The 21,002-nt window shown below is 60.8% G+C and carries 15 protein-coding genes and 1 tRNA gene; 9 read left to right on the top strand and 7 right to left on the bottom strand.

All coding sequences use genetic code 11. The features are described from left to right. Window positions 1-173: 173 nt before the first annotated feature. From V8192_RS01000 to V8192_RS00980, 5 genes are all read right to left on the bottom strand, one after another. Window positions 174-1,625, bottom strand: coding sequence for an efflux transporter outer membrane subunit (locus tag V8192_RS01000; RefSeq protein ID WP_341631199.1), 1,452 nt, complete (start codon window positions 1,623-1,625; stop codon window positions 174-176). Between the two features lie 8 nt (window positions 1,626-1,633). After that, window positions 1,634-4,807 (bottom strand): efflux RND transporter permease subunit, encoded by a 3,174-nt coding sequence (locus V8192_RS00995; RefSeq protein WP_341631198.1) that lies wholly within the window; start codon window positions 4,805-4,807, stop codon window positions 1,634-1,636. Between the two features lie 15 nt (window positions 4,808-4,822). Then, window positions 4,823-6,103, bottom strand: a complete 1,281-nt coding sequence (locus V8192_RS00990) for an efflux RND transporter periplasmic adaptor subunit (RefSeq protein ID WP_341631197.1) — start codon at window positions 6,101-6,103, stop codon at window positions 4,823-4,825. Further along, the gene (locus V8192_RS00985) at window positions 6,103-6,525 is read right to left on the bottom strand and encodes a hypothetical protein (protein WP_341631196.1); all 423 of its coding nucleotides are present in this window, start codon (window positions 6,523-6,525) and stop codon (window positions 6,103-6,105) included. The genes V8192_RS00990 and V8192_RS00985 overlap by 1 nt, the downstream gene beginning before the upstream one ends. A 320-nt stretch (window positions 6,526-6,845) precedes the next feature. Next, window positions 6,846-7,457, bottom strand: coding sequence for a TetR/AcrR family transcriptional regulator (locus V8192_RS00980; RefSeq protein ID WP_373276300.1), 612 nt, complete (start codon window positions 7,455-7,457; stop codon window positions 6,846-6,848). 214 nt (window positions 7,458-7,671) lie between these two features. On the opposite strand from V8192_RS00980, the gene msrB reads away from it, so the two are divergent. Next, entirely contained in the window at window positions 7,672-8,163 is a 492-nt protein-coding gene (gene msrB / locus V8192_RS00975; RefSeq protein ID WP_341631194.1) for a peptide-methionine (R)-S-oxide reductase MsrB, read from the top strand. Here msrB and V8192_RS00970 read toward each other — a convergent pair. Continuing rightward, the gene (locus V8192_RS00970; RefSeq protein WP_341631193.1) at window positions 8,160-8,483 is read right to left on the bottom strand and encodes a hypothetical protein; all 324 of its coding nucleotides are present in this window, start codon (window positions 8,481-8,483) and stop codon (window positions 8,160-8,162) included. The two genes, msrB and V8192_RS00970, sit on opposite strands and share 4 nt — an antisense overlap. 126 nt (window positions 8,484-8,609) lie before the next feature. Between V8192_RS00970 and V8192_RS00965 the strand changes: the two genes are divergently transcribed. The 7 genes from V8192_RS00965 (at window position 8,610) to V8192_RS00935 (ending at window position 17,846) form a co-directional block, all read left to right on the top strand. Continuing rightward, window positions 8,610-9,497 carry an aldose 1-epimerase gene (locus V8192_RS00965; RefSeq protein WP_341631192.1) on the top strand — a complete coding sequence of 296 codons (888 nt, stop codon included), beginning with the start codon at window positions 8,610-8,612 and terminating at the stop codon, window positions 9,495-9,497. A 44-nt stretch (window positions 9,498-9,541) separates the two neighbouring features. After that, window positions 9,542-9,634: transfer RNA gene (locus tag V8192_RS00960), tRNA-Ser, on the top strand. Between the two features lie 104 nt (window positions 9,635-9,738). Further along, complete coding sequence (locus V8192_RS00955) at window positions 9,739-11,463, top strand: tyrosine-type recombinase/integrase (protein ID WP_341631191.1); 1,725 nt, start codon at window positions 9,739-9,741, stop codon at window positions 11,461-11,463. A gap of 149 nt (window positions 11,464-11,612) precedes the next feature. Continuing rightward, the gene (locus tag V8192_RS00950) at window positions 11,613-12,746 is read left to right on the top strand and encodes a cysteine desulfurase family protein (protein ID WP_341631190.1); all 1,134 of its coding nucleotides are present in this window, start codon (window positions 11,613-11,615) and stop codon (window positions 12,744-12,746) included. 38 nt (window positions 12,747-12,784) lie between these two features. Then, window positions 12,785-13,702 carry a DUF4007 family protein gene (locus tag V8192_RS00945; RefSeq protein ID WP_341631189.1) on the top strand — a complete coding sequence of 306 codons (918 nt, stop codon included), beginning with the start codon at window positions 12,785-12,787 and terminating at the stop codon, window positions 13,700-13,702. Continuing rightward, window positions 13,702-17,010 carry a hypothetical protein gene (locus V8192_RS00940; RefSeq protein WP_341631188.1) on the top strand — a complete coding sequence of 1,103 codons (3,309 nt, stop codon included), beginning with the start codon at window positions 13,702-13,704 and terminating at the stop codon, window positions 17,008-17,010. The genes V8192_RS00945 and V8192_RS00940 overlap by 1 nt, the downstream gene beginning before the upstream one ends. After that, on the top strand, window positions 17,007-17,846 hold the full coding sequence (locus V8192_RS00935; RefSeq protein WP_341631187.1) for a phosphoadenosine phosphosulfate reductase family protein: 840 nt from the start codon (window positions 17,007-17,009) through the stop codon (window positions 17,844-17,846). The genes V8192_RS00940 and V8192_RS00935 overlap by 4 nt, the downstream gene beginning before the upstream one ends. Before the next feature lie 18 nt (window positions 17,847-17,864). Here V8192_RS00935 and V8192_RS00930 read toward each other — a convergent pair whose 3' ends face one another. Then, window positions 17,865-20,204, bottom strand: a complete 2,340-nt coding sequence (locus V8192_RS00930; RefSeq protein WP_341631186.1) for a GmrSD restriction endonuclease domain-containing protein — start codon at window positions 20,202-20,204, stop codon at window positions 17,865-17,867. A gap of 216 nt (window positions 20,205-20,420) precedes the next feature. Between V8192_RS00930 and V8192_RS00925 the strand changes: the two genes are divergently transcribed. Then, window positions 20,421-20,996: a recombinase family protein gene (locus V8192_RS00925; RefSeq protein WP_341631185.1), complete on the top strand. Its 576-nt coding sequence runs from the start codon at window positions 20,421-20,423 to the stop codon at window positions 20,994-20,996. Window positions 20,997-21,002 lie beyond the last annotated feature (6 nt).

The following is a 21,002-nucleotide window of genomic DNA, read 5'->3' as shown; positions in this document are numbered from 1 at the left end:
GTGCCGTGCTTTTTCGTAAGCTCTGACGAGAGCGGCCGCTTTGGCCCTGTTTCTGGTGGGTGACCGCTCCATCGAATAGCAGTCCCAGCTCCTAGCTTCGCGCGGGGAATTTCACCGCGCATCGCATGGGCGCCTAGCCGCCGGGCTGAGAGAAAACAGCTTTCGAATGCCTTCTAAAGTCCGGACCTTTGAACGGACGTATCGGAAGCAACCGGCTGCTTCCGGGTTTGCCAGCCTCCGCCCAGGGCGCGGAAAAGGTCCACCTGCGAATTCGCCAACCGGGCATCGGAAGCGGCGAGGTCCGCTTCCGCCTGCGCAAGAGTTCGTTCGGCATCAAGCACAGTCAGGCTGTCGGCCCGTCCCTCGCGCAGCTGCGCGCGCGTGATGCGCGCTGCCTGTTCGGCCTGGTCGCGCGCCGCCTGGAGCGCCTGCCTCCTGCCGATCTCATTGCCATAGCGTGAAAGGGCCGTTTCGGTCTCCTCGAGCGCAGTCAGGACCGTCTTGTCGAAACGTGCAAGGTCAGCACGTCCCTCGGCCTTGGCGCCGGCGACCTTTGCCCTGGCGGCCTGCTGGTTCGGGAAGGACCAGTTGAGCAGTGACCCCAATATGAGGCCGACGGCGCCGCCCGAGAAAAGGCTGGCAATTCCGGTCGCGCTCGTCGCCAGCGCGCCGCCTAGCGTGATCCGGGGGTAAAGATCGGCGGTCGCCACTCCGACGCGGGCGCTGGCGGCGGCAAGCCGGCGTTCGGCGGCGCGCACATCGGGGCGCCGCGCGAGGAGGCTGCGCCCGTCGCCCACCGGGATCGGATCTGCGAGCTGCAGCAGCTTTGCATCGGTTCTAATCACCGGTCGCTCTGCCGGTGTCCGACCGGTCAGCGTCGCGAGCCGGAAAGCGGCCGCGTCGAGGTCGGCCTGAAACCCGGGGATGAGTGCGCGCTGTTGATCGCGGAGTGCAGCGATCCGGACGACGTCGAGGCGGCTGGTCCGGCCGGCCTCAAAGCGCTTGTCGGCCAGCGCGACGCTTTGATCCAGCAAGTCGACCGTGTGACGTGCGACTTCGAGCTGGCGCTCGCTCGATACGATGTCGGCATATGCCCGGGTCGTTTCCGCAACGACGGCGACCTGCACGGAGTCGCGGTCCGCTTCCGCGGCCTCGACGTCGGCATGGGCCGCCTTGATGTCGTTTCGAACGCGGCCGAACAGATCGACTTCATAGGAAACTGCCAAACCCGTCGAGAGCGTCCAGTCAGCGTGCTGGCCCGTAGCGCGATCGAGCCCCGGCGGCAGGCCATATTGTGAACCGCCATTGACCTGCGTCTGCGGCAGACGCTCGCTGCGCGTTCCGCGAAGCGAGGCCCGCGCGATGTCGAGATTTGCGACAGCGACTGCGAGGTCCTTGTTCGCGACCAACGCCTGCTCGATAAGGCCGTCGAGGATCGGATCATTGTAGAGACGCCACCAATCGTCGCGCGCGGGAGATTGTGCGACGCCAGCGACGCGCGATTCAACAAAAGGAGCCTGCGCCGACGCCGGGAGCTGGGGAGGGGGAAGGCTCGGTCCGGCGGCGGCGCAGGCGGCCAGCGCGAGGGGCGTTGCGCTGGCGAACAGTCGGAAAAGGGGGGTCATGTTTGCTCTCATCGTGCGGGCTGAAGCACCGCGGCCGATCCGCCGCGGCGAGCGCGCCAGCGCTGCACGCGCTGTGCGGCGGTACGGCTGACGACGTAGAAGGTCGGGGTGAAGACGAGGCCGAACGCGGTCACGCCGATCATTCCGAAGAAGACGGCCGTGCCGAGCGCCTGGCGAAGCTCCGCGCCTGCGCCTGTCGACGTGACCAGCGGCAAGGTGCCAAGAATGAACGCAAAACTCGTCATGAGGATAGGCCGCAACCTGATCCGCGCCGCTTCCACCGCAGCCTCGAGGATCGACGCGCCGCGATCTTCGGCCTGCTTTGCGAATTCGACGATCAGAATCGCATTCTTTGCTGCAAGTCCGACGAGCACGATCAGTCCGATCTGCGTCAGGACGTTATTGTCCATGCCGCGCAGGTTCACGCCGGTCATGGCGGCAAGCAGCGTCATGGGCACGATCAGGATCACCGCGATCGGAAGCGTCAGGCTCTCGAACTGCGCCGCAAGGACCAGGAAGACAAACACGACGGCAAGACCAAAGACGATACCGGCCGTGTTGCCGGCCGCCTTCTGCTGGAAAGCGATGTCCGTCCATTCCGTCTTGAAGCCCGGCGGCAGGTTCTTCGCGATCTGCTCCATGGCGGTGATGCCTTGGCCAGTTGAGAAGCCGGGAGCGGGCTGGCCGTCCATCTCGACCGCCGGGAACAGGTTGTAGCGCGTCACGCGATAGGGGCCTGTGCGGTCCTGGAAGGTCGCGATGGAGCCCAGCGGTACCATTGCGCCGGTCGCTGACCGCGTCTGGAGGCGCGAGATGTCCGCGACATTGTCGCGAAACCTCGCGTCCGCCTGTGCAGTCACATGGTAGGTGCGGCCAAGAAGGTTGAAATCGTTGACGTAGGCAGAGCCGAGATAGACCTGCAGCGCGTCATTGACCCTTTCCGGCGGCACGCCGAGCATCTCGGCCTTCGTGCGGTCGATGTCGGCGTAGACGCGGGGCGTCGACGTGTTGAACAGGGTGAAGACATTGGCGAGCTGCTTTGTCTTGGCCGCCTCGCCCATGACCCCGAAGGCAGCGCCTTGCATGGCATCGAAACCGTTGCCGCCCCGGTCCTCGATCATCATGCGAAAGCCGCCCGACCCAAGGCCCTGGATGACCGGCGGCGAGACGATGAAGACATTGGCTTCGTCAATGTCCGCGACTGCCTTGCGCATGTCGGCTTCGATGGCCTGCTCGCTCCGGCCGTGACGCGCGCGCCAGTCGTATGGCTTGAACGGGACATAGCTCGCGGCCGCGTTCGACGCCTGCGTTCCCGAGGCGCCGTCGTATCCTGCGAACATCACCGCGTCCGCAACTCCGTCGATCTTCAAAAGGCGCGCCGCGACCTTCCGTAGCACGGCATCGGTGCGCTCGAGCGAGCTGCCGGCGGGAAGCTGCACGACGGCAAGCGAATAGCCTTGATCCTGCGCGGGAATGAAGCCGCTCGGCGTGATCGAGAACAACAGGATCGTCGCTGTGATGAGGCCGCCGTAGGCGAGCAGGACCTTGCGCGGATTGGCAATGAGCTTGTGCGTCACGCGGCCGTACCAAGCGCTAAGGCGCTCGAAGGCAGCGTTGAACCCGTCTCCGGTACGATGGATAACGCCCATGAACCCGAACTCCGCGCGATGGTCGCTGCGGGGTTTGAGCAGCAGTGCAGCAAGTGCCGGGGAGAGCGTCAGCGACAGCAGAAGCGAGATGAGAGTTGCGCTGGAGATCGTCACTGCAAACTGGCGGTAGAATTCGCCCGAGATGCCGCGAATGAACGTCGTCGGCACGAACACTGCGCACAGTACCAGGACGATCGCGACAAGTGCCGTCGCAACTTCGTCCATCGACCGCCGTGCGGCCTCCCTTGGACTGAGGCCATGTTCGAGATTGCGCTCGACATTCTCGACGACGACGATCGCGTCGTCGACGACGATGCCGATCGCCAGCAACAGTCCGAACATCGAGAGGGTGTTGAGAGAGTAACCGAGCGCCGCGAGCACTGCGAAGGTACCTACCAGCGAAACGGGGATGGCGACCACCGGAATGATCGCCGCACGCCAGCTCTGGAGGAAGACGAGGATGACAAGCACGACTAGAGCGACCGCTTCGAAGACCGTTGTCTTCACTGCATCCATCGAGGCGCTGATGAACTCGGTCGGATTCCAGATCACGCGATAGGCGACGCCCTGCGGGAAATCCTTGGAGGCCGAGGCCATCTCTTTGAGCACGCCCCGCTCGGCTGCAAGGGCGTTGGTGCCGGGCCGCTGAGTGATACCGAGAATGAGCGATTCCTGCCCCGACAGATAGCCGTTGACCCCGTAATCCTCCGCCCCCAGTTCCACCCGGCCGATGTCCGACAGGCGCGTAACGGCCCCGTCCGGCGAGGTCTTGATGACGATGTTGGCGAATTCCGCGGCGTCCTTGAACCGGCCCTGTGTCTCGACGTTCAGCTGGTAGGCGGACTTGGTCGCATAAGGGGGCTGCCCAAGGGTGCCCGCCGCAACCTGGATGTTCTGCGAGCGCAGCGCCGTAACGATCTCGTCGCCCGTGAGGCTCCGGGCTGCAGCCCGGTCCGGGTCGATCCAGACGCGCATTGCATAGTCGCGGCCGCCGAACATCACGACGTCGGCCACGCCGTCGATGCGGGTGAGGCGATCACGTACCTGGCTCAAGATGTAGTTCGACAGGTATGCGCGATCCCGCGAATGATCCGGCGAGATGATGTTGATCGCCATGAGGAAGGACGAGAGCGCTTTCTTGGTAACAACGCCCGTCCGGCGGACATCTTCCGGGAGGCTCGGCGTCGCGAGCGCGACCCGGTTTTGCACGAGCACCTGGGCTTTATCGAGGTCGGTACCGAGCTTGAATGTGACAGTGATGGTCACGCGCCCGTCGCCCGTCGACTGGCTCGACATGTAAAGCATGTCGTCGACGCCGTTGATCTGTTGCTCCAGAGGTGCCGCGACGGTGTTGGCGACGGTTTCGGCCGAGGCGCCGGGATAGGACGCGCTCACCTGGATCGTCGGTGGCACGACGTTCGGATATTGTGCGACGGGAAGTCCGAAGTAGCTGATGGCGCCGACCAGCGTGATGATGATGGCGATGACCGCAGCAAAGATCGGACGGTCGATGAAGATTCGCGACAGGCGCAAGTCTAAGTCTCTTTCCTAGTTCGCGAAGGCGGCGCTGCTGGCCGGCTGCTCGGTGGAAACGGGGCTTGCGGCACGCGTGGTATCGGCCGCGAAGCGCGTCAGTTTGGGCTGAATGGGCATACCGGGCATCATGCGCTGCTGCCCGCGGATGACGACCTTGGCATCGGCCGGGAGCCCCGACTTGATCACCCGGAGGCCATCGATCACGGGCCCGACGCTGACGGAAACCGGTACCGGCTGACCGTTCTTGCCAATGGTCAGTACCGACTTTCCGGCCTGGTCGGTCGAGACTGCACTGTCGGGAAGCAGCAGGGCAGCGACAGGGCGGCCGGTTGAAAGTCGCATGCTCCCGAACATGCCCGGCGTCAGGAATCCGTTGTTGTTGGCGACGATCGCCCGGGCCTTGATCGTGCCCGACGCAGCGTCGAGACCGTTATCGGTGAAATCGATGCGGCCGTGCCACCTGTAATCGGCCTCGTCCTGAAGTCGGATGTCGACCGACTGGGGTCCGACCGCTCCCGCGTTTCGTTCGCGCTGCGCCTTGAGAAGAAGACCTTCGGAGACGTCGAAGGTGAAGTAGATCGGATCGATAGCATTGATCGTGGTCAGCAAGGTGCCCGCACTGCCGGCGCCGCTGGCGACCTGGCTGCCAGGATCAACGCGGCGATAGGAGATCTTCCCGCTGATCGGCGCGCGGACATTGGTGAAATCGAGATCCAGGCGACGCTGGGAAACGACAGCATCTGCAGCGGCGATATTGGCATGCGCGGATCGCGCAGCCGCCCGGAGATTGTCGACCTCTTCACGGGAGACCGCGAGATCCGCCACCAGGCGAAGCGCACGTCCAAGTTCGGCGTCGGCAAGAGAGGCTGCCGTTCGCGCCGCTGCAGCCTTCGCCTGCGCTTCAGCAAGCGCCGCAGCGAACGGGCGCGGATCGATCGTGAACAGCAATTGTCCTTTGCGCACATATTGCCCGTCACGGAAGTTGATCGATTGCAGCTGGCCCGACACGCGCGGGCGGATTTCTACCGACTGGCTTGGTTCAAAGCGGCCGGTGAGCTCGTCATATTCAACGATGTTGCGCTGAAGCGGGTAAGCCACGGCGACCTCGGCAACCGGCATTGCGGCGACCGGCTGATGGCTTCCGCCGAACATCCACCACCCGAGGCCGGCGGCGCCGAGCAAGCCGAGCGCTGCGTAGCCGCGCGCGCCCACTCGCGGGTTGCGGCGGAGCCGGGCGAAGCGCGGCGTCGGGCTGGCAGTCGATGGATCGAACTCGTTCTTTGCAAAGAACATCAGGCGCGTCCTGCGTTTGGAAGAGGGTTGTCGTTGGAGCCTGCGCCAAGGATGCTGATGACGAGGAGCTCATATTGTTCGAGGCTGAAGCCCGCGCGGGTAAAGTCGGCGATGTCCTGGCCGTCGACGGTGAAACCGAAGTGCCAGCTCAGGACGGCCATACGGCGCAGGCTTTCCAGCCGCGGATTGGAGAGGGTCGGATTGGGGTTGCGGGCAAGCAGGCGGTTCCAGAATCTCCGCATCCGGGTCGCCGGACGCAGCGTCCATAGCCCGTGGACTTGTGCGAGCCGGATGATCGACCATTCGAGATCGGTGAATTGCGCTTCGGCAACCGCCTCCTCGCGATGGGCCAGTTCGATGTGTGCCAGGGTCGGGGGCACGAGTGCTTCATGCACCGGCTCAATTCGGGCGAGATACGCCATTTGCACTTCCTCCTTTTCTCCGGGCGAGCGTGGTCGTTCGCAGGGGAATGCCCCTCGCGTGCTGCTCTTCCAGGCATGCGGGATCACTTCGGTGAAGCGTTAAGCTGCACCGGCTTGATCGGATTCTCTGATACTAACAGTGGCCGGGTGTCAGGCCCTCAAGCGGTTGTGAATCATGTTTGACGCACCCCTTGTCAGTCGATGATCAAAATCCTCCACAGACCGCTGGAGGACTTCTGTACCGCTCAGTATAAAGACACCCGGGCGGCGTCAAGCCAATTTCTATACCGGTCGATAAAAAAAGTGGGGGTCCCGATAAATCAGGCCGACGGCCAGAGCGAGAGGCTGGTGTCGGCAAGCCGCTCAAGCTCCTCTCGCGGAGCGCCCTGACTCGCCTGCAGGGAAATACCCTGGAGCATTGCGACAAGGACCCCGGTAAGGCCCTGGGGATCGACGTGGTCCGGAATGTCGCCTTCGGCTTTCGCGCGCTCGAACCGGGCGGCAAGTGAAGCGCGTCCGGCCTTTCCGCGCTCGACGATCTCGTGGCGGATTGACCCTGCTTCAGGGCTGCAGGCGACAGAGTTGATGACCCGCAGGCATCCGTGTGGCTGATCGCCCCCACAAGCCACGTCGATTGCACCGCGCAGCATCGTCTCTGCGACGAGCCGGGCCGTCGGCTGGTCGAGCGCCCTGCCGATATAGGCCATCTTCTCGCGCTCGTAGAGGTCCAGCGCCTTCTTGAAGAGTTCTTCCTTGTTGCCGAACGCGGCGTACATGCTCGGTCGGTTGATCCCCATCGCATCGGTGAGGTCGTTGAGGGACGCGCCGTCGTACCCCTTGCTCCAGAACACTTCGAGCGCGCGCGCGAGCGCCGCGTCCACGCAAAACTCGCGAGGCCGGCCTCGGACACAAATGGAGTCGGGCTTATTCATATCGATCGGTACATAATCTACGGACAGCGAAAGTCCAGTAACAATAGGGACATAGCTTCAGCCATCGGACAGGCGGGCAAACGGCCCTGAGAGCTGCCGCAAGCCGGCGCTCGTGCCGGCCCTGCGAGACAGCGATCTCGCTTATCTGGCCGCCGGGGGAAAACTTCCTACATTGAAGCTCAGAAACCCGTCAGCCCCCATATGAGCTCGCGAAATGATCGATCGACGTGCATTCCTTGGTCTCTCTGGCGCTGCAGCTGTAGGCGGCATGCTCGCGTTCGGGCGCTCGAGCGGCGCAGCGCCTGTCCTGCGCTTCCCAGTCAATCACTCGCCCGCCGAATGGCAACGGCTGCTCGGGCCTGCCCGCTACGCAGTCCTTCGGGAAGCGGCGACCGAACGGCCCTTCACCAGCCCGCTTCTCAAGGAGCATAGGCGCGGCGTTTTTGCCTGCGCCGGGTGTGACAACCCGCTGTTCAGCTCGACGACCAAGTTTGAAAGCGGCACCGGCTGGCCGAGCTTCTGGAGAGTGCTGCCCAAGGCAGTTGTGACCCGCTCCGACAATAGCCTGATGATGGAGCGAACGGAGGTGCTGTGCGCACGCTGCGGCGGCCATCTTGGCCACGTGTTCGATGATGGCCCGAAACCTACGGGCCTTCGCTACTGCATGAACGGGCTCGCGCTGAACTTTCGTCCGGCTCAGAGCTAGGCGACGATCCTCAGCTTGCCGCGCTTGCCAGGCGCTGCATAGCAGACGACGCCCAGCTCGGCCTGAAGCCTTTCAAGCTCGCGCTCCTTGGCTTCGCGCGCCGCGTCGGCATAGCGCTTCTCTATTTCCGCTTCCTCTTCCGTTTGGTCGCGGAAGTAGCTGACCGTGATTCGGTGGCCGAAGATATCGTCGCCGCGCAGGCGAAGCTCGGCACCGGCCTCCTTCGGCAAGCTGTCGCGGATCTCGCTCAATTTCTGGATGAGCTCGTCGATGGACACATGGTCCGCCACGTCGACGAATTCCTTGACGCGTCTACTCATTCGTGACCCTCCCCGGCCCCGGGGCGTTAGATACCGCTGCCGCGAATCCGCGTGCAACGCCTATTCGCCGCTTATCCCCAAGGAAGTTGCTCTCCTGTGAATAGTTTTGAAAAGAAACGGAAAGAAATGGCGACGCAACCGACGATCGGCCTGTCGGCTGGAAATCTCAGAATCGAGCTAAGCCCCCGGATTGGCGGCGCAATTTCGGCCTTCGAATGGACTGCTGGCGGAGCGGTATGGCCGATATTGCGCGAATGCCACACTCCTCTCGAAAATGTCCTCGAGGCAAGTTGCTTTCCCCTCGTGCCCTTCGTGAACCGGATCCGTGGCGGCGAATTCCGCTTCCGCGGCAGGACAATCAGACTTCGGCCGAACATGCCTCGTGATCCGAGTCCACTGCATGGCCAGGGCTGGCTGAACCCCTGGGAAACCCAGGATTGCAGCGAGACGCGCGCGACGCTCACGTATCGGCATCATGGAGGCGAATGGCCCTGGGACTACCAAGCGCGCCAGCTGTTCCTGCTCGACGAAAGGGGTCTCACGCTGACCCTCGAGTGCCACAATATGTCGGACGAGCCGATGCCCTGTGGTCTTGGCCAGCATCCTTATTTTCCGTGCGGACCCAAGACCAAGCTGGATACCGGCGTGCGCGAGGCCTGGACGGTCGACGAGAATGTATTGCCCCTCGACAAGGTAGCGGCGGAAGGGCGCTACGATCTTGAGGACCGGCTGATTTGCGGCCAGCATCTCGACAATGGATTTTCGGGTTGGAACGGTCACGCCCGAATGAGCGATCCGGACTGGCCGTTCGAGATCTACCTAACTTCCTCAGAGGCTCGTTTCTTCCAGGTCTATTCACCGCCTGAAGGCGGGATCTTCGTTGCCGAACCGGTGACGCACGCCAATGCGGCGCTCAATGCGCCGGCAAGCGAGTGGCCTGAACTTGGAATGCGGGTCCTTGGGCCTGGAGAAGAGATGAGCCTCACGACGCGTATCGAGGTGCGGGCCGGTTGAACGCCGGGAAACGGCTCTATATAGGCCCGGGCCTCAAGCCTCCCGGAGACGTGGGTGAGTGGCTGAAACCAGCGGTTTGCTAAACCGCCGTACGGGGAATTCCCGTACCGAGGGTTCGAATCCCTCCGTCTCCGCCAGCGCTTTTCCAAGCTGCTGATATAGTAGAAAACATTGGAAATCAGCGGCTTCCGCCGATAGCCTGCTCCATATGAGTGCTCCAAAACGTCCATCGCGCCCAATAGTGCAGCGCGTTGCAAAAAACCTGATCCTGCGCGGTAACAGCTATACTTTCCGCAAGGTCATACCGCTCGATGCGCGGGACGCTTTCGGCGGCGTGACGGAGTACGTGAGAAGCTTCGGCGACGTTACTCGAAGGGACGCAGAGCAGCTTGCGACCTTCCACCGGACATATTGCGAGCGGCTGATCGCCGAGGCGCGGGGACAATCCAAGTCGCATAATCCCGTCCAACTTGTCCGCATCAAGCGAGTGCCTGATCGCGACGAGATGGAACGAGTAGTCAGAGAGTGGCTCCTCGACCGGGAAAGCAGTCTCGGCACCTCACTTTTCGGGGCGGATGGCGAGCAGAAGGTGCGGGACATCCAGCATATCGAGAACGCGGTCCTTCGGGTGTCGTCTCCGAGGACGCGAGACATGCCGCTGCTCACGTGCTGGATCGCCGAAGGCCTTGCAGAGAGGAACGGCTGGATCTTGCCTTCCGACGGCGAGCTTCTCCGGTTTCTCGAAGATCGAGTGGGCCGTGCACAATACGAGTTGTCCAAACGTGTCGAAGTAGAACAACAGATCGGGAAGGCCCACCAGCCGACCCATCCGATGTTCGCCGCGTCGGAGTATCAGCGAGACCGCGAGCACGGAGAAAAGCAATCATCGGTTTCGATTACGACGATCTTGGATGGCTACCTCGCTGAAAGAAAACCCGCCGCGAAGACAGTCAAAAAGTGGAGCACCGCGCTGAACTCACTCATCGCCCACTTGGGCCACGAGGACGCCGGAAGTGTAAGACCGGATGACATCGTCACGTGGAAGGATGCGCTGCTCCAAAGCGGAACCGGGCGAGCAGGTCAGACTGTTCGGAATGGGTATATCGGAGCGGCGAAGGCGGTCTTCGGCTGGGCTAAGCGGAACCGCTTGATGTCGGATAACCCGGCTTCGGGCATTACCGTCCACACGCCACCGGTAGTAAGAAATCGACCCGAAAAGGGCTTCACTGAAGCCGAGGCCAAGTTGGTTCTCGCCGCGTCCTTGGCGGTCGGCAGCGATGCGAACCACAGCTTTGGTATGTTCGCGAGAAGGTGGCTTCCGTGGCTTTGCGCATACACGGGCGCACGTGTTGCAGAGATGGCGCAACTTCGCCGTGAGGACATAGGCCAGACCGAAGATGGGATTTGGTATGTCACCGTTCGGCCTGAAGCGGGTTCACAGAAGGGGCACTTTGCGCGGCAAGTGGCGCTCCATCCCCACTTGATTGAACAGGGCTTCGTTGAGGCGGTTACCAAGCGCTCCGGTCCGCTCTTTTACGACCCGGCCAATAGGCGGAAGGCATCCAGTGCCAACCCGCAATACACGAAAGCGGCGCAGCGAGTGGCCGTGTGGGTCAGAAAGACAGTCGGCCTCGACGACCCCGAACTTCAGCCCAATCACGGTTGGCGGCATCGGTTCGTCACCGTCGCGAATGACATAGGCATACCGGATGACGTTTGCCGCGCTATTCTCGGACACGCCGCAAGAGACGTCCATCAATCGTATGGCAACGTCCTCGTCCGCACGAGCTTCAGATGGCTTTCGCGTTATCCGCGCTACGAGTTCGTAGAGGCTCGTTCAGCGGGGGTATCTCCCACAGAAGGAGAGACTTCGCGAGATTTTGCAACCGGTTGCAACCGTGGTGGAATAGCGCCTCTGGAAGCTATTGTCCCCCAAGGTACGAACACGAGTGAAGTCCAAAGATAGCGCCGTCCCCGGGGGTCCGTGAGACTAGTACCCGTTCACGCACCTCAGGGTGCTCCACTGCTGGCGGACCGTTCGAGTTGCGCTGCTCTGCTATCGCTTGCATGAAGATCAACATGCATGCACCCGTTGCAAGCCCTAAGCTCGTAGGCATGAATGAGCCCGTCTATCTTGACGGCTTTTCGACGACGCCGCTTGCACCCGAAGCTCGAGAGGCGATGCTTGCGGCCTTCGACGAGCCTGGAAATGCTTCGTCTCAGCATGCCGCTGGCCAGCGCGCGGCTGGAACGGTTGAATCGGCGCGGGCATTGGTAGCGAGCCTAATCAATGCAGCCCCTACAGAGATTGTTTTCACCTCGGGTGCAACTGAGGCGGACAATCTTGCACTCATCGGCGTGGCGCGCGCGCTCCGTAAGAGTGGATCGGACCGGAACAAGATCATCGTTTCGACAATCGAGCACAAGGCAGTGCTTGAGGCAGCAGCGGCACTCCGCTGGGAGGCCTATGAGGTCAACTTGGCGCCAGTGGATCGGTTCGGCAGGCTCGATTTGACGGCTTTTCAGGCTCTCGTAGACGAACAGACAGCTCTGGTCTCGATCATGGCAGCAAATAATGAAACGGGGGTCATCCAACCCATCGAGGAAGCGGCAGCCGCCGCGCATCGGGTCGGTGCGCTCTTCCATAGCGATGCTGCGCAAGCCGTGGGCAAGATCCCCACGGATGTCGTGGAGCTCGGGGTCGACTATCTGAGCATCTCCAGCCACAAAATGTACGGTCCTATGGGTATTGGCGCATTGTTCGTCTCGGCGGCCGCAACGAAGCCGCTGCCGATTACTTATGGCGGAGGGCAGGAAAACGGCTTGCGTCCAGGCACCGAACCCGTCGCCCTAATTGCCGGTTTTGGCGCGGCGGCGCGCGCTTCGGCGGAGCGGCTCACCGACGCGAACAAGAACGTGGCGCGGGTGAATGATCTGCTGGTCGGCCTTGCTGAACGGCAAATTCGTTACCGGCGGATCTCAGGCCCACACCCGGTGGTTCCCGGCAGTGCTGCGATTGCCATCGATGGAATTGATGCTGAGGACCTGTGCCTTAAACTTGCTCGCGAGGTGCAGATTTCCACCGGATCAGCCTGTACGTCAGGTCAGCTCAGGCGCTCCCATGTGCTTGAAGCAATGGGATTTTCCGAACTTGAGGCGAGCGAGGTTGTGCGTCTCTTCTGCGGTCGATTCGTGACCGACGAGGATGTCGCGAGAGCGGCAGAGAAAATCGCTTCAGCGAGCCACTAGAGCTTGCTACTGGACGTGTCGTCCAGTAGCATCCGGCCATGTCGACCCGGGGGATACGAGAAAAGCCGCAATTCGCAGGTCATGAAACCTTCCCGCTTCGCCTGCTGTGGCTGAAGAAGGTTTTCGACAGCATCGGCGACCGAGCCCCTCTTAGAACATTTCAAGAACAAAAAGCAATCGCAACGTACGGCGTGGGGCGCAATATGGCTGCGTCGATGCGTCATTGGGCGTTGGCGTCCGGCTTCTTTGAAGAAGACGGGACGGATCTCGTGGCGTCGAGGCTCGGCCAGCTTATTCTGAGCGATGGCGGCCTGGATCCGTATCTCGAGCGGCCATCCACGATTTGGCTTGTCCATTGGCATGTCGCGTCGACGCTCGGGAAGACGACTACCTCGTGGTATGCTTTCAATAGACTCGCATCGATCGAATTCGATGCTCATAGCCTCGCCGACGAATTGGAGGCACTCGCGAAGAAGTCGAATTGGCGAGTGACACGCGGCACGTTGAAACGCGACATCGAAGTATTCCTAAGGAGTTACGTCCGCAAAGTAGGTTCACACGGCGAAGATGCGGCGGAGCCGCTGCTCGCCGAACTGGGCTTAATCCGGGAGGCGCGTCTCGGCGGGTGGCACGAGTTTGTTCGCGGGCCGAAGCCGACGTTGACCGACGGCGTCTTCAATTTCGCGCTAGCCGAGTTCTGGAGGCGCGAAGGAGACGCAACCGCGCTGACTGCGGAGCAGATCTGCTACGGTTCGGGTTCGCCCGGACGAGTATTTAAGCTCGATGAAGACAGCGTTGTGTCGCGCCTCATGAAGGTCGCTGACCAGACCGGAGGCGCTTGGGAATGGCGCGATACGGCGGGTCTCCGGCAGGTTCACCAGCTTGGCCCGTACAATCCCATTCCTTTGCTCAAGCATGGTTATAGCCCGCTGTCGCCAGTGCTGAGGGCCGCGTGATGCCACTCAGTAACGAAGTTCAGATCAATCGTCGGTTTGCGCGGTCAGCCCGGATTGATGCTGATCTGGAAGGGACTCCGCCGCTGGTCGGCTATGTGCTCCAGGCGAGCATTGTCAAAGCGCTATCCACCATGGTCGCCAGCCAGGCAGAAAGTCGGCAGGGGGCCTTCACCTGGACGGGCCCGTATGGCGGCGGAAAATCAAGCGCCGCGCTCCTGATCGCCAATTTGGTCGGCGGATCGAAGCGCAACCGGGCGCTCGCCGCGGAGATTGCTGGCGAGGACCTGACGCGGAAGTTCGCTACAGCTTTTCCGGCGCCGCGCGGCTCCTGGACGGTGATTGCGGTTACTGGGAGCCGGGCACGTCTTCGTGAGACGATCGTGCAGGCTGCGACCAAGCCGCTCGGGTGGTCTGCTGACGTTCAAGCAAGTCTCGTGCAATCTGACGAACGCTTGGTCGAGCGCCTACTCGCAGACTCCGGCAAGAGCCGGTGCGGCATCCTCCTGATCCTCGACGAACTCGGTAAGATGCTCGAGCATGAGGCGATCGAAGGGGGAGACGTTCATCTCCTTCAGGATCTTGCCGAGCAAGCATCCCGGAGCAACGGGCGCCTCGTCGTCGTTGGTATCCTCCATCAATCCTTCGACCAATACGCGGCGCGAGCGGCGCGCGACGCGCGCAAAGAATGGGCCAAGGTTCAGGGCCGCTTTCACGACATCGCCTTCTTGAGTGGTGCCGACGAAACAGTCGGCTTACTTGGGCAAGCGATCACGTGTGAGCAGCGGCCGGCTTCAGCTTACGCTAAAGCAAAGGGGGTTGCGGAAGCGGTAGCGAAGCGCCGACCCGCCGACGTCGAGAACCTTTCTCGAGCGCTGGCTGCAACTTGGCCGCTCAATCCAGTCACCGCGTTGCTCTTGGGGCCGGTATCACGTCAGCGTTTCGCGCAAAACGAGCGCTCGGTGTTCGGTTTTCTGAGCTCCGCGGAGCCTCACGGTTTTCAGGAATTCCTTGGCAACGCGACAGGGAACGACACGTATGATCCCGCGCGCCTTTGGGATTATCTTGGGGCCAATTTTGGAATGGCGCTTGCGAGCGGGCCAGAAGGTCACCGCTTCAGCCTTGCGTTCGAAGCAATCGAGCGGGCTGGCGCAAAGGGCAGCGCGCTACATGTTGAACTCACTAAGGCGGCGGCGGTCATAGAGCTTTTCCGGAACGGAAGTGGCGTCGCGGTTGCCGATGACTTCCTTGCTGCATCCTTGCCCATGGCGGGCGCGGAGGAGGTTGGCAAAGCCATCAAGGATCTCCTCGAGTGGGCGATCCTCATCCGCCAGCCTAGGCTTGGCGGCTATGCTCTATTTGCTGGCAGCGATTTCGATCTCGAGGAAGCGGTCGCGCGTGCAAGCGGAGCACCGGATCGCGATACGCTAGCCGAAATCCCGGAGCGGATCGGGATTGGATCTGCAGCCGCTAAACGGCATTATTTCGACCGTGGCGCGCTCCGGACGTTTGAAATTCGCCTCGAACTGATCGGCGATTCTGATGACAATCACGAAGTTGCTGATCGCGTGTCAGCAAAGTCCGCAAAGGGAAGCGGATTGCTCATCCTTCTGCTTTCCGATGGGTCGCTCAAGGGGTCAGCGCTAGAAAAGACAGCGAAGAGACTGGCCTGCTCTCTCCAGGAGCGGGGCGTCGTCGCGGCCGTCGCAGCAGCACAATCTGGGGACGATCTTCGTCTGACAGTCTCCGAACTCGTAGCCGTGGAGCGCGTATTTCGCGATCATCCACAGCTCGAAGGAGACCGCATCGCCAAGCGCGAAATCGCCGCGCGTCAAGGCCGTGCAATTGACGAACTTCACCGCCTGATTGGTCAAAGCCTAGAGGGTGCCAAATGGTGGTTGGCGGTCGAGCCGCTTAAGTCGGCAATAGGCCCGCTCTCAGTCGTTGCGAGCGCCCTAGCAGATGCGGTCTTCCCAGAAGCACCGATCGTTGCTTCCGAATTGCTTCAGCGTGACCGACCATCGTCGAGCGCCATGGCGGCGCTGCGCGATCTCTGTCGGGCTATGGTTTTGCGGCCGCGGGAAAGGGAGCTCGGGATCGCAGGCTATCCCGCGCACAAGGGTCTCTACCTAACTGTTCTTCAGCCGCTCGGCCTTCACCGTGAAGAAGACGGCGTGATAGACTTTTATGCGCCCGACGATAGCAAGGCTGGGCAATCGCTGCGCCCCGCATGGAGATATCTCGAAGAGTCGAACAACATTCTCCTGTCTGACCTCTTCGATCGGTGGGCCGCCCCACCCTATGGGATAAAGAGAGGGCTGATGCCGGTCCTGGCGCTCGCGTACATGATGGCGAACCGCGATCGACTTGCAGTGTATTTAGACGATGTGTTTCAGACCGCGTTCGACGATGTATTTGCCGACAAGCTTTTACAAAAGGGAACGGTCGTCCGACTGCGCCATATCGACAGGTCCGTCCGCGAAGCGGCTTTCTTAACGGGACTGGCCCAGAGGCTTGGCGTTGAGGAGGAAGGTACAGCGCTCGAAGTCGCGAAAGCCTTGTATCAACGCTTCGACGAGCTTCCGAACTTCTCGCGTCGTAGCGCACTCGTTAGCGAAAGCGCGCAGCTGGTTCGCTCTGTTGTTCTGAAGGGCAGGGACCCGGAGGTCTTACTATTTGAACACTTGCCCGATGCGCTCGGTGATTCGCTTTCGAGCGAAGTTGTCATGTCTTCTCTCGTAGAGTGCGAGAGCCTTTATCCGACGCTACGAGAGGAGGTCACCGTTGCTCTCGCCCGTGCGCTTGGGACCGATCCTGAGCATTTCGCGGGACTTTCCGAGCGCGTGCAGTCGATCAAGGGTCTTACCAATGATTTGACCTTCGATGCCTTCGCCACGCGCGCCGCGGGCTTCGACGACGGCGATCGTGACGTCGAAGGGCTCGCCAGCTTGTTGGTCCATAAGCCGCTGATGAATTGGAGTGACCGGGATCGTGAACAGGCTTTCACGCAACTTGCTAGCTTTGGTCGCCGCTTCCGCGAGCTTGAAGCCGTGGCTGTGGTGCGCGAGCGCAAGTCCTCTACAGAAGCGGTGGCCCTAGTCGTTGGCGTCGACCCCAATATCCTCCCGCTCGTCCAGAGCTTCGAACTCACGGAAGCCGAGAAGTTGGAAGCCTCAAAGCTTGCCGAACAAGTCCTTTCGGGTCTCCGCAGCACGGGCGGTACAGAACGACTACAGCTGGCTGCCCTTGCGAGAGCAGTGGCAGGGTTGAGCGGTGAGGTGACGTCCGAGCCAGAGGCCGAGGCAGCATGACCCCGGAGAGGCATATCTTAGGACTTTCCGGTGGTCGCGACAGCGCCGCGCTTGCAGTATATCTCCGGCAACACAGGCCCGAGCTTCCGCTCGAATACTTCTTCACTGACACGGGGAAGGAATTACCGGAGGTTTACGAATTTCTCGACCGGCTTGAGGGCTTTCTTGGCCGGCCGATTCAACGGCTCAATCCAGATCGGGATTTCGATTTCTGGCTCGCGGAATATGGCAACTTCCTACCTTCGCCGAGAACGCGTTGGTGTACGCGGCAGCTAAAGCTAAGGCCGCTCGAGCACTGGATTAGAGCCGACCTGGACGACGGCACGATCGTTCATTCGTACGTCGCCATTCGCGCAGATGAACCGGCGCGGGACGGCTACCAAGCGACGCACCCGAATATGCGCGTCCATTTCCCGTTGCGTGAGGCCGGCGTGGATCGCGCCGGCGTTATAGAGATCCTTCAGTCAGCTGATGTCGGTGAGCCCGAGTATTATCGCTGGCGATCGCGCTCGGGCTGCACCTTCTGCTTCTTTCAACAGAAGATTGAGTGGGTGCGGCTCTACGAGGAGCATCCAGATCGATTCGCCGAAGCCATCGACTACGAGAAAACCGCACTCAAAGACGGCTCGCCCTTCACTTGGAGCATGGGAGAGAGTCTTACGGACCTAATTAAGCCGGAACGGGTCGCTCAGATTAAGGCGGACTATGAAGCGCGACGCGACAGGCTACGTCGGAAGCGTCCACTTAATCCGTTGTCGGCCCGCCCGCCCGAGACGATCGATGATATATATGGCATCGACGAGGCATCGGGGGGATGCGTTATCTGCCACAAGTAGCGCCCCACCTCATCAAACCTAGTTACCATTCCCCAGCCAGCCGATTATGCTGTCATAAGCGAGCTCTGCCAGCCGACGTGAGCGCTTCTCAATCATGGCAACATCCCAAGGGCCTTTGTACGAGGCGATTGCGCGGCACATTGGGAGGTACGGAGATGTTCCGAGCACCTTTTCCCCCGCTAGGCTAACTGCCAGGCCCGCAGGCTTAAACTCCGCTTCAACATTCTTTGCATCCTGGTCCGTTGCCGAAGAGAAGTAACGGTAAAGGAGCAACTTATGAGACGGGCTGCGATTGCTTACGTATTCGTTGGCCCTGCTCGGCAGCAACGTTAGGTTGCCCAACCGATCGTAAGCTAGGTTGCCTGGTTCGTAGATATCTTGATCCCAACCAGCGGACATGGACTGAGGCGCAACATGTTCGACGGAGAACATCGAGTCCGCGCGCCAGGCAGCGGCATTCATCGTTGGCGCCAGACCCGATCTCCCTCTTTCGATTAGACCTGGCTCTTTCTGATCCGGCTGCGTGTCGTGGCTAGCGGCGATGAGTAGGAACTTCGCTACAACTCCCGAATGGAGATAGATCGGTACTCTACTCGCGGCTTTCACCCAGTCATCTTTAGCCGGAAACTCCTTGAGGAAGCGCTCACGAAGCAGCCGCCGATAGTTTGCGAGAGAAACCACACCTTTGCTCTCGCCTTTAGGGGTCTTCACTCGCTCAGAGAGCGGCGGGATGTTCGAAAGCGGATCACCGTCCCTGAGTAGGTTTCGATAGAGGGTGTCGATGTTCTCGGTACCTCCCTTCGCTCCCCGCCAGAGCATCGAGAATGCTGTTGTGGCCTGGATTGCTTCGGAGAGATCACGCGCTTTTTGCTCTCGTTCTTCTGGCTGCGCACCGCGAAGCTCATCGTAGAATCTCGAAAGAGCCGCGATTGTAATGTTGTGCTTGAGGTTGCGCAGCGCTTGGAAAGCGAAACCTGTTAGATCATCGAAAGCGGGCGCGTCTTCCAGTTGAGGGACATCATCCAAAGCAATGTTCCAGCCGGTTTGCATGAACGCGGCGAGATTGGCCATGGAAGCAACAGCCCTGCGCTTCTCATCCAGTGGCTGATCATCTACGGCGAAGTTGTCGCGTAGATAACGGCGTTGGTCGCTGAGGTTTTTCTGAAGTTTCTCACCGGTCTGTGCCAGTGCAAAGGGGATCAACATATCGGCCGTCGCCTTTTGCCGATCGTCCGCCTTCTTGAATGTTTCTAAGTACCTGTCGATCCGCTTCAGTGAGTCGAAAGACGGTGAGGCCTCGAAATGCTCCAGTCCCTCGGCCTCGATGATTTTGGGCCTAAAGGTCTCGTACGCAGTGAGTGGCTCGCCAGTGGTATTCAGCGCTTCGAACATGTCGAACGCGTCGTCTTCCGTTCGCGTGGTCACAATGGTCAAAGCCACGCGATTGCCAAAATATTTGAGAAAAATCAGGGAACGGAAAAGCTGGACGTAGTGGCTGTAAAGGCGGTGGTCCGAACGCTCTGTGATGTATTTTACAACGGCATCCGAAGCCGGAAAGCCCCACAGAGCCTCAACATAAGGCGCATCCTGAACGAGCTGCTGGAGATCCGGAAAATCATATTTGTCCGGGTTTCGTGCAATCCGTCGCAACTCGTTAGTGATGTGGGCGTAAACATCCGCGACAGCTGCGTGCCGTGGGTCAGGTTCGCCGCCGACGAGGGGTGCCTTGTATTCAAAGGGGTCAGTCGAACTGCCGTCGACGTGGCTTATGTAAGACCAAATCAATCGAGCAATCGGCGATGCATAGATCGCCTGTGTTTGCCTGCGCGACCACGCATCTTCCATGGCGCGAATAACCCGCGGGTAATAGCGGTAAACGGGAGGAGTGCCGGTGGCTTGCTCATGAACAAAGCTGCGCCACAAAGCCGCTAGTGCTTCTTTTGACTGCTCGACGGCCCACTCAAACTCCTCGCCTGTTGCTTTCTCGAAACGGCGTATCAGCGTTCGAATCTGGTCATGAAGGGCGATGTTGATCATCGCGAACGTGCTGATCCGCTGCTGACCGTCGATGATTGTCATAACGCGCGGAGGAACCTCGGTCCGAAAGATCGGCTTCACGTGAACGAAGTTCGTGTCGTGGATAGCAATGATTGTACCGAGAAAGCTGATCGCTTGCTTTCTGGTCATCAAATGATTGAGGCCGCTCAGGACGTCTTCTAACAACCGATCGACGTTGCCGCGGTCCCAGGCATAAGCGCGCTGATACGGTGGGATATAGCATCCCTGACCAGCCTTGCTCAGGAAGGCCTGAACGCCCTCAGCTTCAGCCGTGAAGATTTGGTCGATCTGAACAGTCATGTGGTGAAGAACCCCTTTTGATGCTCTGCTAGCAGCAACAGCATTGAAGCGCCAAGCGGTGGCGGGTGGCGGTTCTATTTTGGAGGAGGCTCAGAACTTGTAACTTCTGGGACCATGCAAATGTCTGACTACGCTGGTGCCGAAAGATACCGTTTGCACTTCTGGCACCGGTTCCTAAAGTGGCAGCTATCTTTTGGGACCTGCGAGGAGTGATCTGTGAGCCGCATTGCGTATTTTCGAGTTTCGACTGGAGGTCAGAGCATTGAAGCCCAGCGCCGAGCCTTGGCCGGTCCCTTCGAGCGCGAGTTTGTGGACGAGGGTGTCAGCGGAGCTACGCCAGCGGCGTCTCGTCCGGGATTTGCAAAGCTCCTGTCCTACGTGCGCGAGGGCGATACGCTTTGCGTGTATGCGCTGGATCGATTGGGTCGTGATGCCCTCGACGTGCAAGCGACGGTTCGACGCCTCATCGAACAGGGCGTCACATTGGAAATTGTGGGCTTGGGGCCGATTGGCAAAGGCGTTGGCGAACTGATCGTTGCTGTCCTCGCGCAAATCGCGGACATGGAACGCCACCGTATCAAGGAGCGCTGCGATGCCGGTCGATTAGCGGCTCGCGAGGCGTATCTGCGGACTGGCAAGACCCACCGGGGGCGGTCCAATTTGGGCCGTCCGCTAGCGGCAGACCCCAAGGCTGTCCGCGAATGGCGCAAGAGTAATGGAAAGACAGTGCGGGAGACGATGTCGCACTTCAGCCTCTCAAAGAACACCGTGCTTCGCTACTGCGCCGACTAGCGATCA

It is taken from the genome of Sphingomonas agri (assembly GCF_038148795.1).
In the GTDB taxonomy this organism is placed as follows: Bacteria; Pseudomonadota; Alphaproteobacteria; order Sphingomonadales; family Sphingomonadaceae; genus Sphingomicrobium; species Sphingomicrobium agri.
Note: the sequence above shows the minus strand (reverse complement) of the source record. Positions and strands in the feature narration are given on the sequence as shown.